The sequence below is a fragment of the Synechococcus sp. A15-62 genome, assembly GCF_014280075.1.
Taxonomy (GTDB): Bacteria; Cyanobacteriota; Cyanobacteriia; order PCC-6307; family Cyanobiaceae; genus Parasynechococcus.
Map to the genome: position 1 here is coordinate 526,388 of NZ_CP047950.1, position 14,585 is coordinate 540,972.

The 14,585-nt window shown below is 59.1% G+C and carries 15 protein-coding genes and 1 tRNA gene; 4 read left to right on the forward strand and 12 right to left on the reverse strand.

From position 1 onward, the window contains the following. Window positions 1–232 precede the first annotated feature (232 nt). Window positions 233–778 carry a site-specific integrase gene (locus tag SynA1562_RS02830; protein ID WP_255445770.1) on the forward strand — a complete coding sequence of 182 codons (546 nt, stop codon included), beginning with the start codon at window positions 233–235 and terminating at the stop codon, window positions 776–778. Between the two features lie 8 nt (window positions 779–786). Here SynA1562_RS02830 and SynA1562_RS02835 read toward each other — a convergent pair whose 3' ends face one another. After that, window positions 787–1,320, reverse strand: a complete 534-nt coding sequence (locus SynA1562_RS02835) for a PAP/fibrillin family protein (RefSeq protein ID WP_186494667.1) — start codon at window positions 1,318–1,320, stop codon at window positions 787–789. A gap of 90 nt (window positions 1,321–1,410) precedes the next feature. On the opposite strand from SynA1562_RS02835, the gene SynA1562_RS02840 reads away from it, so the two are divergent. Beyond that, a complete protein-coding gene (locus SynA1562_RS02840; protein ID WP_186494668.1) occupies window positions 1,411–1,560 on the forward strand; it encodes a hypothetical protein in 150 nt (49 codons plus the stop codon). A gap of 355 nt (window positions 1,561–1,915) precedes the next feature. On the opposite strand, the gene SynA1562_RS02845 is transcribed toward SynA1562_RS02840, so the two are convergent. The 4 genes from SynA1562_RS02845 to SynA1562_RS02860 all read right to left on the reverse strand — a co-directional run bounded on the left by SynA1562_RS02845 (window position 1,916) and on the right by SynA1562_RS02860 (window position 6,388). Continuing rightward, the gene (locus SynA1562_RS02845; protein ID WP_186494669.1) at window positions 1,916–4,426 is read right to left on the reverse strand and encodes a DUF3987 domain-containing protein; all 2,511 of its coding nucleotides are present in this window, start codon (window positions 4,424–4,426) and stop codon (window positions 1,916–1,918) included. Window positions 4,427–4,517: 91 nt separating this feature from the next. Then, the gene (locus SynA1562_RS02850) at window positions 4,518–4,754 is read right to left on the reverse strand and encodes a hypothetical protein (protein WP_186494670.1); all 237 of its coding nucleotides are present in this window, start codon (window positions 4,752–4,754) and stop codon (window positions 4,518–4,520) included. Between the two features lie 165 nt (window positions 4,755–4,919). Then, window positions 4,920–6,164 (reverse strand): hypothetical protein, encoded by a 1,245-nt coding sequence (locus tag SynA1562_RS02855; protein WP_186494671.1) that lies wholly within the window; start codon window positions 6,162–6,164, stop codon window positions 4,920–4,922. A 150-nt stretch (window positions 6,165–6,314) separates the two neighbouring features. Further along, a tRNA-Arg gene (locus tag SynA1562_RS02860) sits at window positions 6,315–6,388 on the reverse strand. A gap of 89 nt (window positions 6,389–6,477) precedes the next feature. On the opposite strand from SynA1562_RS02860, the gene SynA1562_RS02865 reads away from it, so the two are divergent. Continuing rightward, complete coding sequence (locus tag SynA1562_RS02865) at window positions 6,478–7,197, forward strand: helix-turn-helix domain-containing protein (RefSeq protein WP_186494672.1); 720 nt, start codon at window positions 6,478–6,480, stop codon at window positions 7,195–7,197. A gap of 33 nt (window positions 7,198–7,230) precedes the next feature. On the opposite strand, the gene SynA1562_RS02870 is transcribed toward SynA1562_RS02865, so the two are convergent. Continuing rightward, the gene (locus SynA1562_RS02870; RefSeq protein WP_186494673.1) at window positions 7,231–7,467 is read right to left on the reverse strand and encodes a hypothetical protein; all 237 of its coding nucleotides are present in this window, start codon (window positions 7,465–7,467) and stop codon (window positions 7,231–7,233) included. A gap of 19 nt (window positions 7,468–7,486) precedes the next feature. Further along, window positions 7,487–8,344, reverse strand: a complete 858-nt coding sequence (gene rsmI, locus SynA1562_RS02875) for a 16S rRNA (cytidine(1402)-2'-O)-methyltransferase (RefSeq protein ID WP_186494674.1) — start codon at window positions 8,342–8,344, stop codon at window positions 7,487–7,489. A gap of 26 nt (window positions 8,345–8,370) precedes the next feature. On the opposite strand from rsmI, the gene SynA1562_RS02880 reads away from it, so the two are divergent. Further along, window positions 8,371–9,288, forward strand: a complete 918-nt coding sequence (locus tag SynA1562_RS02880; protein ID WP_186494675.1) for a 3'(2'),5'-bisphosphate nucleotidase CysQ — start codon at window positions 8,371–8,373, stop codon at window positions 9,286–9,288. Window positions 9,289–9,295: 7 nt separating this feature from the next. On the opposite strand, the gene SynA1562_RS02885 is transcribed toward SynA1562_RS02880, so the two are convergent. From SynA1562_RS02885 to SynA1562_RS02905, 5 genes are all read right to left on the reverse strand, one after another. Continuing rightward, on the reverse strand, window positions 9,296–11,461 hold the full coding sequence (locus SynA1562_RS02885) for a polyribonucleotide nucleotidyltransferase (protein ID WP_186494676.1): 2,166 nt from the start codon (window positions 11,459–11,461) through the stop codon (window positions 9,296–9,298). A gap of 106 nt (window positions 11,462–11,567) precedes the next feature. After that, window positions 11,568–11,870 (reverse strand): 30S ribosomal protein S14, encoded by a 303-nt coding sequence (gene rpsN, locus SynA1562_RS02890; protein ID WP_011363576.1) that lies wholly within the window; start codon window positions 11,868–11,870, stop codon window positions 11,568–11,570. Between the two features lie 57 nt (window positions 11,871–11,927). Further along, complete coding sequence (locus tag SynA1562_RS02895; protein WP_186494677.1) at window positions 11,928–13,010, reverse strand: RIP metalloprotease; 1,083 nt, start codon at window positions 13,008–13,010, stop codon at window positions 11,928–11,930. A 24-nt stretch (window positions 13,011–13,034) separates the two neighbouring features. Continuing rightward, window positions 13,035–14,312, reverse strand: coding sequence for a serine--tRNA ligase (gene serS, locus SynA1562_RS02900; RefSeq protein WP_186494678.1), 1,278 nt, complete (start codon window positions 14,310–14,312; stop codon window positions 13,035–13,037). Between the two features lie 42 nt (window positions 14,313–14,354). Then, window positions 14,355–14,516: a hypothetical protein gene (locus SynA1562_RS02905; RefSeq protein WP_006852120.1), complete on the reverse strand. Its 162-nt coding sequence runs from the start codon at window positions 14,514–14,516 to the stop codon at window positions 14,355–14,357. Between the last annotated feature and the right edge of the window lie 69 nt (window positions 14,517–14,585).

Here is a 14,585-nt window from a genome sequence, read left to right on the forward strand (position 1 = left end):
AACATCAGAAATCCGAACCCTTCCCCCTAAGCAACCAGCAAAGCTAATAACAGCAAGTGTCATCTAATAGGCCAATTGCATAAGAAATAGTCAGCAAAGATCACTGATCTCTTGTGATAGCCAGGTAGGAACACCGCGTAAAATACAAATAAGACGCGGTGGCAGGCTAAAACTGCGTTCTTGCCTACTTAAAAACTTAAAAATGAAGTCCAATCGACACGGGCAGTCGCGTGTGTTGAGCACCGACGAGCTCGATTTATTGATTTCAAAGCTGCCTGAGCAGCATCACCAAATCGTTGCCGAGATTTGTCGCCGTACTGGCTGCCGCATTGGCGAGGCAACGCAGCTCACCTGGGGCATGATTTCGGAATCTGCCGTTACGTTCCAGCGGGGGATCACCAAAGGCAAGCTGGCAAGTCGGTCGGTGCCGGTAACGCCGCAGCTATGGGAAGCCCTGCGCTCTTGGAGAGCTGCTTGGGTGGTACGGCAGGGTCGCGAACCTCTAGGTGGTGACTATCTCGTTCCAGGCAGATTTGCAGGTTCTTGCCTGAGTACGCGCAGCTTTATGGATGCGCTTGAAAGGGCCGCGGCTGAATCGGGCCTAGAAGGCGTTTCTAGCCACTCTTTTCGGCGTTCGGCCTTAACTTCGGCGCACAATGCTGGAGTGCCGTTGAGGGTGCTTATGGCCCTGTCTGGGCATAAATCAATGTCAGCGCTCCAGCGGTACTTAGAAGTAACTCCTCAGCAGCGTGAGGAAGCCGCTGCGACTTTTGCCTGATAAGTCACTTATTCCAGAAGTTCGTCTTTAGTGATGCTTTCATGACGCAGCAGTGCAAAGGTTGTACCTGCATTGCCTCTGCAAATTCGTAATTCTTCGTCCAAGAACGTGATATCCAGCCATGCAGGGAAGCTTTGCTCAACCTCGCGTAATAACTTGAGTTGGCCAATTCCTGGTAATGAGGGGCCAAGCCAGCCTCCTTTATGGAATTTGACCTGGACTCGTTTCTCGTTGATTACTTCCAGATCAGCCTGGACGCTGATTGCTCCCATTGCTCCAAATGGTCCACGCAGTCGGAGTAAATTGCATCCTCTTTTCTGAGCAGGGTCCAGAACCTGAAGATTCTCTAGCCATGGTGCTTGACGCAACCAGGGCTGGCTTGAACTGCTCCAACGCAAGTCCCATACACCCTCAAGAAGCGCAGAATCGCGGCTTAAATCAGCTGGGTGTGATTGTTCAAGTGCTGATACTCGTTCAGCAATGCTGGGGTCATTGGGAGTGCGCTGAAGTATTGACACCAGATCATCGCGTGCATCCGACATGAACACATCAGCGTTGAAGCTGATTCTGTCGGAATTAGCTCTATTCCGACGTGGCCTCATTGCGTGAGGACTTCAGCTGAGCGGACAGAGTTGGCCAACGGGTTTGCCTTTGTCGTCGGCTGGCCTTTTGCCATCGACATGAACAACGATCCACGGTTGGAATGTCTCCACACCATCCGGTGGCTCTGGTACTTCCTCACCGCGAAAGACTCCGGTGACAAGCCAAAACGGCGGCCTTGATCGCGCCAGTTGGATTTGCTGCGCCCGCTGCAGCATTCGTTGAAGCTCTCGGCTGTGATCCACGAGGGGTGAGGCATCTATTTCGTTCTACCGGGGGCCAAGTTCCTGAGCAGAGCCTTTTTCCTTGGGTGAAAAGGAGGTTTAGGAGGGATGAATTTTCCCCCTTATCCCCCTTTGACCTCCCTTGACTTCGCCTCTACCGCAATGGATTTGGGCCATAGGAGGGAAGGATGGTCGTACCCCCATGTGTGTAGCTCCAGGGGGGTGAATAGGTAGGGATAAATAAAGAGAGTTTTTGACCTTCCTTCCCTCTTATGGGTGATACCCCCTCTGGGGCAATGGATCTCAAGGGAGGTCACCCCTGCCCTCCTTCGTCCCCCCTATCCCTCCCAGCATCTGGAGCAGCTCGATACTCCAAGCCACCTTTTGGCCCCGGACGCACCTCCCCGTAGCCGTTGTTGGCCAACTCTTGGAGCATCTCTCTTTGCTGCTCGGCTTTGAAATTCTCTCTGAGGTGTTTGTCGAGGCCTTGCCCGAGTTCCCTCCTTGAGATCCAGCGGCCTGGTTTCTTCAGAGCAATCTCATGAAGGCGGAACGAGCACCGCTCCTCCTCTGTTTGATTTGCCATCCGCTGGAACTGGGTGGCGTAGGCATCGCTGTGATCAACGATCCGAATTGCCCGTTCCACCATTGAGGCATCAATTTCTGCTGGACAGCTGGGCCTGTCGATTGCTGCACTAATCAACCAGAGCAAGCCAGCAATCCGCCCCACTTTCCCTGGAGCTTTATTCAGCAGACCAGCATGTGAACCCAGGGCAGCCTTGGAAGCCTCCAAGCTTTTGCGGTCGTAGTAATCGCTAAAAATCGCTTGAGCCTCTGTGCTGAGTTGGAGCTGCAAAAGGGGTGGATTTTTGCTGCCAATGAGCCGCAGGATTTCTCCAACAGCCTCACGAGCCAGCTTGATTTCCTCGAGTTGTTGACGCGGCACGTCCCTGGGAAGCGTTGCCGGTATTGACGGCAACTCAGAGAACAGGAAGCGTGCCCACATCCCATCTGCATCGTCATCTGTCTGCAGCTTCACCAGAACATCCGGCTGAATTGAGCCAGTGATGCTGACCTTCGTCCTGGAACAAAAGCGGCTCTTGCCAACACGCTTGGTTTCGAAACTGCCGCCGTCGTAAAGCTCGAGAAGTTGCTTGCCCTGTCCTGTGCCGGCCTTGCTGCCACCACCCTTGTACTGATCCATGCTGATGAAGACACCAGCTAATTCATCCTTAGCGATCAGAAGTGCCAGGCCGTACTCCTCCTGCGTGATGAGTTGCTCCTCAAGCCCCTCCTGATTGGTGTCACTGAGAGAGACGGTTGCAGGTTTCGGCGGGTCGTATTCGTCATCGCTGTCTTTCACCTGCTCGTTGTACGAGGCAAGTTTGTCTTCGTACAAACCACGGACATAATCCGCGTAGTGCACCAGCGGTTGTTTGATCAGTGCCTTCTGGGCCGGGGATTTCTGCGTTCCTGTCTTGCCCACCACGCAGTGGAACAAGTTCAACGGAACACTGAAGTTAGTCGCTTCACACAAGACGACCTCAGTACCCATTCGAGCGGCAGTGGAGACAGCGACCAAATACGAATTGATCACCAGTGCTTCCGGCCACGGAGAAAAGCAACTCATCAGCTTCAAGTCATGAGCCAGTGGTGCTGGGAAGACGTCATCCAGTAACGGCGCCGTCGCTGATTCCTCCTTCTGTGGTGGACTCAGTTCAATCGGCCGTGCACTTGGGGGCTCATATCCGAACTTCCGAGCCTCCTCGATGAGCGACCCAAGGTCCCAATGATCTTCCCTGCTTCCTTCGTTACTGAAGCTGCTCCACTTGTTTTCGAGAGCAGACTCGCCGTCGTATTTGGGAGCCTTGGAGCACCAGTCATTCCAGTAAGGGAACAGCAGCCATTCGTCGCTTGAACGGGACGACAGCAGGTGTGCCACCATCCCAATCATGAGGAAGAGGTTGTATCCCCGCGTCTCCTTACTCTTTGGATCGAGCCAATTCTCGACGATGTCAATGAAGATCTTGATGTCGCGCTCAGGGTCGCCGATCTGTAGGTGTTTTTTGTGCTCCTGAGAAATGAATCCAGAGCCATTGGCCCGGGATTTTTTCTCGGGTGCTTCTACCTCCGGGCAACACTGGAGGATGTCCTCCAGGGCGTAGCGCTTTTCGCAGCCGCCAACGATTTCGGCACGCTGTCCCGTATCGGGGTGCACCGACCCTGCCAACCGCAGCGGCTGGTTAGCCCTGTGCATGCTGTGGTCGGTTTTGACTTCCGCCGAATAGGTCTTCGCCAGATACCCATCGACTTGAGCACTAAGACCCGCCCGAGCGCGTTCACCCTCCGCAACCCCGCAGGGCTTATCCAGTACGTAGTAAACATGCACTGACTTGTTGCCGGTAAAAACCATCAGCGTTGGTTCCGGCAGTCCTGCATGTCGCCAGATTTCTATTTGCTCCTCTACCGAGACTTCTTTGCTGTCGATCTCATAGATGAGGAAGCGCACCTCGAAGATTTCATTGGCTTTGGTTCCGCCAGGTGATCCACGAAATCCAAGGCTGCCGCCACCGTTCTGGAGACTTGATATCGCATGCTCCCAGTACTTTTCTTCTGCGTGCCTCTTGCTGCACCATTCGCCAGCAAGCTTCCAATTACATGTCCGTCCTTCCTCGTGTGACCAAATAGGGATGTGACCGGTGCGTGTACCACCCCACAAAAACAGAAGGACGGCTTCACCAATCACAAAGCCGACGATATTCAGGTGTCGTTCTGCATCCTTGATGCAGATATTGTGAGCAGCTAACGGAGTACTGGTGCCCATCTAAAATGAGGGTGTGACGTGCAGAGATGCCTGGGGAGTCTTTTGGTGCGGGCAGATGGTCACCGCGGTAACGGTGACCTTTTTATGCCGATTATTTCTGCTCGGAAAAGAACAGATAGCCCTGGTGCTCCATGGCTTCTTTCACCAGCTCCATGTGCCAAGCAGTCTTAGAAGTCCGGTAACGCCCCTTCTTGAAATGTTTGCCTTCGAGAAGAAACCCTGTTTCTGCGTTGGCATAACGCCGCAGTGACCATTCGCTGATGCCTAAAACCCTCGCCGCCTGGCGGGTCGAAAGCCAAGTTTCGTTTTCAGGAACGGTGGTGAACATTATGGAGATCAAAGGTTCTTGTGGTTCAACGTACCCGCCAAATCACACCCCGCATGGCTAATTACCACCATCCATAGTGTCCCGTGAAAATATAACTTTCTTGGCTAGTACATCAGGCCGTCGATTTCGTTCTGCTTGCTTTCTATTCGCTGTTTGTTTGAGTTTCTAGATTGCTACTTTAGAAGTGTTGGATATCTCAAACGCTTCTTTCACAAGCTTCAGGCTGTGTTGCCGCTGGTACGTCTGAAGGTGAACTTGCAGGCTGTGCCCCATCGCTACTGCTGCCGCTTTAGGTGGGATTGGAGGTGTGGCCATTGCGCATCGATCAGCAAAACAATGTCGAAGGCTGTAGAGGCTCACCCGCTGCCCCATTGCCTTTGCGTCTGCCTTGTATTCCATCCAGACGTCGTTTCGCCGCAGGAAAGTGTCTATGGCTCCCGACGCGGCCTTATCGGTGCTTCCCAATGGAGGCAGTTCAGTGATGCCGCTGCTCAGTGTCATCAGCAGCTGTTGCCCAAGCCCTGCTCGTCCTGCGGGGTCAAGGATTGGGATGTCTCTTGCTTCTGTTGACCCTTTGGCAGTCCGTTTCCCGTAGTTGACGTGCAGGTGGTCACGGTGAGCAGTGGCGTATTTGAGTTCCACCCCCCGTAGGCCGAAGACACCGATCAACCCCACCGCCAGCTTCCAGCGTGCGTTGGCAATCGAGTCGAACAAACGCAAAAACTGTTCGTCCGACAGGGCTAACGCTTGCCCCGATTGGCTGGCCTTGCTGCTGTTGGGTGCTGGCTCACCTATGAGGTCCCGAATGGTGTCTTCGTCTGGGGGAAGCCAGCGACCTGAAGCACCGCACTTCGACACCGCAAACCTGAGCATCTGCACGGCGTACTGGATTCGGAGCTTTCGGCTGCGACTTCCCGGTGCATCGCCTTGCCCGTTTCGCCCTGCGCGCATGGCTGCCAACGCAAGTTCGGCGTTGTTTGGTGCGTCTGCCCCAGTCAGTACGTCAATCAGCCAAAGCAGCCGGGGTGCGTACTCCTTTTCCCAGGTGGTCTCCTTGACCTTCGCCGGCACTTTGAAGTCGTAGAAGCGGCTGTAAATCTCCCGCCAGTTCGTTTGCACCTTCAGCCCTGCGGTGAGGTCGAAAGTCAGCCGCACTGCGTCCTTAAGCGAAAGCCCCTTGGCGATTGCGGCATTGATGCCGTGCAGGGCATTGAGGACTTCTCGTTCGCAGCCACGCCGCCACTCAATGGGCAAGGTTGCGGCTTGGCGTTTGCCGGTGTCTTTCCAGTACCGCTCGACCTGCACCTTCCCGCGCATGGGTCTTACCGAGTAGCCCCATTTGTGCTGCGTCTTAATCGCACGCTTCAGTGCCGCCTCCCAAGGCTGTGCGTCAGCGCGCTCCTTTGGCATGTGCGTCTCTCCCGTGCACGGAAACTACCGAGCTGCACGGAAGATTGCACGGAAACAGCACGGAAGATGCCCAAACATCCTCAAAATGCACGGAAGCTGGCAGGGCTGGTCTCGGTGTGAGAAGCCCTGCTGCTGCTTGGCTTTTAGTAACGCCCCCTGATGGATTCGAACCATCGACCGACTGCTTAGAAGGCAGTTGCTCTATCCAGCTGAGCTAAGGGAGCAAGCATCCACATCTTGGCAGGCTGCTTCAAGGCAGGCTGGTATTGGAAGCCTTGCGCCGCCTAAGGTGATGGGCTATTGATCGGCATCCATGGCCCCGCGTCGTCTCAGCGACAGCGAGAAGCAGGATCTGGTCGGTCGTTACAAGGCCGGCGAGTCAACAGCTGCTTTGGCTGAGGCCTTTGGCTGCAGTCCCAACACCGTGAGTCGCACGGTGAAAGCGCTGTTGCCCGCTGACGCTTATGCCGCACTGAAGGCCAGCCGGCAAAAAGGGTTGGTCACACCTCCTCTGCCAACCGTCACGGAGGCTGAACAACCTGAGGTTGACGAGGTTGACTCCCTCAAGGAAGACGACAGCAGCCTGGCCCTGGATGACGCGGATGACTTCGGCGAAGACTCTGAGGAGGAGCTCGCTGAAGACGATGACAACGGCAGCGTTGAAACGTTCACGGAGCTTGTTCCCCTTCTGGGCGTGGGAGACCTCAATGATCGCCCGCTCAATCAAGCCCAACCGTTCAGTGTCGACCTGTTGCCCGACAGCGCTTACATGCTGGTTGACAAGGTGGTTGAGCTGGACGCGCGCCCTCTCAAGGAGTTTCCCGAGTTGGGCCTCCTCGACGATGCCGAGCAAGAACGCCAGGGGTTGTGCCTGTTTGCCAGCCCTCGCGCGGCAAAGCGCCAGTGCGGGCGGAGTCAGCGGGTGATCAAGGTTCCCGACACGGCTGTGTTTCAACGCACCAGCAGCTACCTGTTGGCTCGAGGCATCACTCGCTTGGTGTTGGATGGAACTTTGATTGCGCTTGATGCCTGATCATCGGAGTTGATCGCTCTTAGTTGATTGCACCTAATCGAAGCGATCGCGCTGATCGGGAAGCAAGACGGCCGTAGCGGTTCCGCCACTGATCACACCGATCACAAGAGCAACGCCCACTAGAAAACCGGTGGGAAGAGGCACCGAGCGCTGCCCTCCGAGTTGGAGCGTGTGGCGATCCTGAAGGTTCTGCGCTCCAAGGCAGAGCAGCAGCAGCAGCAGCAGACCGCCGCCAAAACTGATCAGCAGAAGACGCAGGCGAATCAACACAGCACAACCGTCGACGGGCTCAGTTTGACGTGCCCTGGTGCAGGAGGGCATACAACCGTCGTTTGGACAGCCCTGTGGACTTGGCCAATTGCCGCGCAGCATCGCTGGCACTTGCACCCTCGTCCTGCAGCGCCTGAAGCTGCCTAAGCAGGTCATCGTCGTCAGGTTCTTCTGCATCTTCCAGCGGTGCTCCTCCAAGCACAACCGTGCATTCACCTTGGGGGGGGTGCTGCTGAAAGTGCAGCAGGGCATGATCCACGGTCGGCCCCACCTGCTCTTCATGGCGTTTGGTCAGTTCCCGTGCCACCTGCAGGGGACGGTCTCCTCCGCAGTGGTGCTGGAGTTCCTCGAGCAATGTGATCAGGCGGTGCGGCGCTTCGTACAGCACCGTTGTGCGGGGTTCATGGCTGATGGCGTCCAGCCGTGCCCGCCGTTCCTTGCCTTTGGCCGGCAGAAATCCTTCGAAGCAAAAGCGTCCGCTCGGCAGGCCGCTGCTCACCAGAGCAGTGGTGGCGGCGCAAGGGCCAGGGATGCAGATCACGGGATGGCCGGCCTGGTGCGCGGCGGCCACCAGCTCTTCCCCGGGGTCGCTGATGCCTGGCAGCCCGGCATCACTGATCACCGCCAGGCTTTGCCCCTCCGCCAGCAGATCCAGCAGTTGGGGCACGCGGGTGCGGGTGTTGTGCCGATGAAAGGACAGCTTGCGGCCGCCCGCTCCCAGGCTGCTGAGCAGCTGTCCGCTGTGGCGGGTGTCTTCACAGGCGATCACATCCACGCTGCGGAGCAAGTCGCGTGCCCGTGGCGACAGATCCCCAAGATGACCAATGGGCGTGCCCACCAGATAGAGGCTGCCGCCGCTTGGTTCATCCCGCTGCATCACAATGGCGAGCGCCTCTGTTGATCATGATGCCCAGCTCTGCCGTCCTCCCCGCTGGCGTGAACAAGGAGGCTCTGCTGACGGAACTGCGTCGCCTCAGTTGGGGAGCCGCCGACATCCTGCGGGCCTATGCCCGCGGCGAGCAGCCTCCGCATGGTTTCCCCAAGGCCTTGAGTGTTGATGAAGGCGGAGAGGGCCCGGTGTCTGCGGCTGATCTGGCCGTGAACAAGTGGTTGCTGGATGGACTGTCCGCCGCGTTCCCCAAGGCCGACTGGACGCTGCTCAGCGAGGAGACCGCCAAAGAGCAGCTCACGGAAGGCCAACCGCTGCCGGCGGAGTGGCTGTGGATTCTCGATCCCCTGGATGGCACCAAGGATTTCCTGCAGGGCACAGGCGAATACGCCGTTCATCTGGCCCTGGTGCGCGACAAGCGGCCGGTGATCGGTGTTGTGCTCCTGCCGGAAGCCGATGAACTTTGGATCGGCATCGTTGGCGAGGGTGCCTGGTGTGAAGACCGTCAGGGTGAGCGGTCGCCGGTTCGCTTCAGCGACAGAACTGAGGTTTCAGACCTGATCCTGGTGGCCAGCCGCAGCCACCGCGACGACCGTTTGGTCAAGCTCATTGATGCCCTCAATCTCGGCGGTTCCAAAGCCGTGGGCAGCGTTGGCTTCAAAGTGGCCACGATCCTGAGGGGCGAAACTGACCTTTACGTCTCCCTCTCCGGTAAGAGTGCTCCCAAGGATTGGGACATGGCTGCTCCGGAAGCGGTGCTGCTCGCGGCCGGTGGTCGTTTCACCCATGCCGATCAGGCCGACCTCACCTACAACACCGGCGATGTGCGTCAGGCCGGCTGTCTGATCGCCAGCCATGGAAAAACCCACGTCGAGCTCGGAGAGCGTGCGACGCAGGCCATGGCCGAGATCGATCCCGGCTTTCAGGTCTGAAACCTGATCAGCTGAGCGGTGCCACCGGGGTGGGCTGAGGCTCCACTTCCGCGGCATCGCCGGCCTGGGGCACGCCCCGCAGGGTGAGGTTGATGCGGCCGCGGTTGTCGATTTCGCGCACCCGCACGGTCACCTCGTCGCCCACCTTCACCACGTCTTCGACCTTTTCGACGCGAGCTTCGGAGAGCTGCGAGATGTGGATCATGCCTTCCTTGCCGGGGAGGATCTCCACGAAGGCGCCGATCGGGATGATCCGCGTGATCGAGCCGGAGAACACCTCGCCTTCGTTGACCTTGCGGGTCAGGCCTTCGATGATCTTTTGGGCTTCTTCAGCGGCAGCACCATCGTGGGAGGCGATGGTCACGATGCCGCCGTCCTCGATGTCGATCTTGGTGTTGGTGCGCTCGGTGATGCCCTTGATCGTGCGTCCACCTGGGCCTATCACGGTGCCGATCAGCTCAGGATCAATGCGGAAGCTGAGCAGACGTGGGGCATGGGGTGACAGGTTGTCCCGAGGAGTGTCGATTGCCTCGAGCATCTTCTCGAGGATGTGGAGCCGTGCCGGGCGCGCTTGATTCACGGCTTCGGCCACCGTCTTCACCGAGAGGCCGGTGATCTTCATGTCCATCTGCAGGGCGGTGATGCCCTTCTCGCTACCGGCCACCTTGAAGTCCATATCACCGAGGAAGTCCTCGATGCCCTGGATGTCGGTGAGGATCCGAACCTCATCACCTTCCTTGATCAGACCCATGGCAGCGCCACTCACCGGAGCCTTCAGCGGCACACCGGCATCCATCAGCGACAGGGTGCTGCCGCAGACGGAGCCCATCGAGGTGGAGCCATTGGAGCTGAGCACTTCGCTCACCACACGCACCACGTAGGGGAAGGTGTCCTTCTCGGGAAGCACCGGAAGAATGGCGCGTTCGGCCAGGGCGCCATGGCCGATCTCACGACGACCGGGGGAGCGCATCGGCCGCGTTTCACCGACGGAGTAAGGAGGGAAGTTGTAGTGGTGCAGGTACAGCTTTTCGGTGTTGGGATGGAGGTCGTCCATCTCCTGGGCATCGCTGGGGGTGCCCAGCGTTGCGGTGGAGAGCACCTGGGTGAGTCCGCGCTGGAACAGACCGGAGCCATGCACCCGGCGCGGCAGCACGCCGGCCATGGCGCTGATCTGACGCACCTCGTCGAGGCCGCGTCCATCTACACGCTTGCCGTCCTTGAGAATCTGCTGACGCATCAGCTTCTTGGTCAGCGCTTTGAAGCTGTTGCCGAGCAGTTTCGGGCTGCTGGCCAGGGCCTGGCGAACGGCATGGTCTTCCTTCAGACCTGAGATGGTCTCGGACACCTCGCCCTTCACGGTTTCCAGGGCTGTGTCCCGCTCGTCCTTGCTCTGATCAAATTTGCTGAGGACAGCGCTGATCGCCTTGGTGCACTGCTTTTCCAGGTAGGCGGGAACGGTGCTGTCTTCGTCCGGCTTCTCCGGCTTCACCTGGGTGATGCCCAGATCCTTCAGCAGCTGTTCCTGTGCCTTGATCAGTTCGCAGATCGCTTCGTAGCCGAAATCAATCGCCTCGATCACGTCCTGCTCGGGCAACTGATTAGCGCCGGCCTCAACCATCACCACGCCGTCAGGGGTGCCGGCGACCACCAGGTCCAGATCACCCCGTTCGATCTCCCGATAACTCGGGTTAAGCACGAAGTCATCTCCGAGCAAACCCACCCGCACGGCTGCCATTGGGCCGTTGAAGGGGATGCCTGCCAGCAGCGTGGCAATCGAGGCGCCCGTCACCGCCAGAACATCGGCGGGAACCCGCTCATCGAGGGACAGGCAGGTGGCCACCACCTGCAGGTCGTCGCGCAGCCAGCTGGGGAACAGCGGCCGCATGGGGCGGTCAATCAGTCGAGCCGTGAGCGTGGCGCGTTCAGGTGGGCGGCTCTCACGACGCATGTAACTGCCGGGAATGCGGCCAGCTGCATAAAGCCGCTCTTCGTAGTCGCAGATCAGCGGCAGAAAATCAATGCCTTTCCGACCGCCCGAACGGGTTGCGGTCACAAGCACGGCGGTGTCGCCACACTCCACCAAGACGGATCCTCCCGCCTGAGGGGCGAAGCGCCCGGTGGTCAGTCGAATCTCGCGTCCGTCAAAGGAGATCGACTGGGTTTGTCCTTGCACGACGTCTTATGTCCTTTTGTCAATCCCAAGTCTGACATTTCATGGCTGCTCTTCACAAGAAAGGGGAGGCCAAGCCTCCCCTCACGACGCCGTGGCGACGAGCTGATCACCAGCTGGACTTGACCACGCCGGGCAGTTCTCCTTTGTGGGCGCGCTCACGCAGCTGGTTACGGCAAAGACCGAAATCGCGATAAACGCCGCGGGGTTTGCCGGTGGCCCAGCAGCGGTTGCGCACACGGATGCGTGCGCTGTTGCGAGGCAGAGCCTGAATCTTGCGATGGATCTCCAGGCGATCCATCGGATCTTCGGCTGCGTTGAAGGCTGCCATCAGTGCTGCGCGCTTGGCCGCATAGCGCTCAACCGTTTTTTTGCGCTTCACATCGCGAGCGATCATCGACTTCTTGGCCATGCAGCTGAGGGCAGCGAGTGAACGAATCGTCAACGATACACGGGCGCCTTCGCCCCCTTAGCGACCCATCAATTGCTGGACCACCGGCAGTTGTGTGGTGTCACGCACGATCAACACAAGCGTGAGCCCCACCAGAAGCAGAAAACCGGATTGCACGAAGGCCATTTGGATCCGTTCCGACACCGGACGACCCCGAACGGACTGAATCGCGAGCATCATCATCTGCCAGCCATCAAGCAGCGGCAGCGGCAGAGAATTGAGCACCGCCAAATTGATTGAGATCAGGGCTGAGAAGAGCACCAACCCGGATCCCCCCTGCTGGCTGAGCTGAGCGCCCATCTCAACGATCTTCACGGGACCACTCACCTGGCCTGCCGTGGCTCGGAAGTTGGTCAGGAGTCCGGCGTAGCCGCGCACGGTTTGCTCCAGCATTTGGCTGAATTGCGAGCCGGTGGTGAGCACCAGTTCACCGGGATTGCGCACGGGGCGCATCTCCCCACTGATGTTGGCCTGCAGCTGGGCACCGATTTTTCCTGTGCCCTGTTGATCGTCGGGGATCAGTTCAACGGTTGAGGTCGCGTCGCCCCGCTTTCGCTCCACACGAATGGGTTGCTCGGGTGCTGCTTTCACATCCCGCACCATCGCGGCAACGCCCCGTTGTCCTGCGGCGAGAGGTTGGTCATTCAGGCTGAGGATCTGGTCGCCTGCACGAAGCCCGGAGCGGGCGGCAGCACCACCCTGTTGCACCTGAACCACGAGGACTCCGGGATCTGGCGCGGCGGGCACGCCGACAATCGCTGCCTGAGCGAACAGCACTACCAATGCCAAGGCCAGGTTGGCCAACACGCCTGCAGCCACCACCAAGGCCTGCTGGGGGATCGGCCGGTTGCGCAGCAGATCCGGATCATCAGCAGGGATCGTGCTCTCCTCGTCGTCGTCGGGGAAGGCAACGAAACCACCCAGGGGCAGCAGCCGCAGGGCGTAGGTCACCCCACGCCGTTGTCTCTTGATCAGGGCTGGGCCAAAGCCAATGGAAAAGCCGCTGACGCGAATGCCCTGGAGTGTGGCAGCGAGGAAATGGCCGGCCTCATGCACCACGATCAGCAGGGCGAGCACCAGAAGGGCGGCCAACACGTTCATATGTCCGTCAGGAATCCAGTCGAATCATTCTGGCTGGAGTCGCTCGCGGCCGACGTAGGGCACCAGAGCTTTGGGCAGCAGGACGCTGCCGTCGGGCTGTTGGCCGTTCTCCAACAGAGCCGCCATGGTTCTGCCGACGGCCAGGCCACTTCCATTCAGGGTGTGCACCAATTTCGTGGCCTTGCCTTCTTTGGTGCGGATGGAGGACCGTCGCGCCTGAAAATCGCCACAGACGCTGCAACTGGAGATTTCCCGGTAAGCCCCTGCTCCCGGCAGCCACACCTCGAGGTCGTAGGTCCGGCGGGCGGAAAAGCCGAGGTCGGCGGTGCAGAGGTCCAAGACCCGATAGGGAAGCTCCAGCGCCTGAAGCACGGCTTCTGCATCGGCCGTGATCTGTTTGTGCGCCTCGTCGGAGTGATCGGGGTGCACAAACCAGTACAGCTCCACCTTGTTGAACTGGTGCAGGCGGATCAAGCCACGGGTGTCGCGGCCGTAGCTGCCGGCCTCACGGCGGAAGCAGGGGCTGTAGGCGGCATAACGGAGGGGCAGTTGGTCTGCCGGGATGATTTCGTCCCGGTGCAGGGAGGTCACCGGCACCTCAGCGGTCGGTGTCAGCCAGAGGTCGTCCTCCGCGCACCGGAAGCTTTCCTCGGCGAACTTGGGCAGCTGCCCTGATCCGGTGAGGCTGGCGCTGTTCACAAGCACCGGGGGCAGCACCTCGCGGTAACCCTTGCTCGTGTGGAGGTCGAGCATGAAATTGATCAGGCCACGCTCCAGCCGTGCCCCTTGCCCCATCAGCGTGACGAAACGGCTCTGCGCAATGCGGACGGAGCGTTCGGTGTCGAACAGCTGCAGCCGCTCGGCGATCTGCCAGTGCTCGTCGAGGCCGTCATCAACCCGGGGGGTTCCCCAGCGGCGCACTTCAACGTTGTCGTCTTCACTCCGCCCATCCGGGCAGGCCTCTGAAGGCAGGTTGGGGAACCCCAGCAGCTGCTGCTTGAGCTCACTGGAAAGCTGCTTCTCCTCCTCCTCCAGCACCGCCACCTTCTGCTTGATGGCATTGCCCTGCTGGCGGAGTTCGGCGACCTCATCGCCTTTGGGATCGGCGCCCGACTTAATGCGCTGGCCAACCTCCTTGCCGATCCGGTTGCCTTCCGCCTGCAGGCCGCTGCGTTGTTGCTCTAGATCGCGCTGCTGCTGGGCAATCAGCTGCAGTTTGGTGAGATCAACGGCCTTACCTCGACGCCCCAGTTGCTGGGCGATCGTTTCAGGGTTGTCACGCACAAGGCGCTGATCGAGCACGGTTTCAGGGGCGTCAGCGCCGGCAGCCTATGGCAGTCCGTTTCAGAGCACTTGGCCAACCATCACCGCAGCAATGCCTGAGAACAGGGTGATGCCAAGGGCGGTGAGGGGGCTTTGCCCCTGGGCCACGGCCATGGTCGTGATCACACCGGCACCAAGGCAGGCCACGCAGAGCTGAGTGGCGATGTCGTTGCGGCTCTCCACGTTGGTCCTGCTGTTGTTGGGACGGTAGGGAGCGCGCCGGCCAGCGCCTTGCCCAAGGCTGGCGTTCGT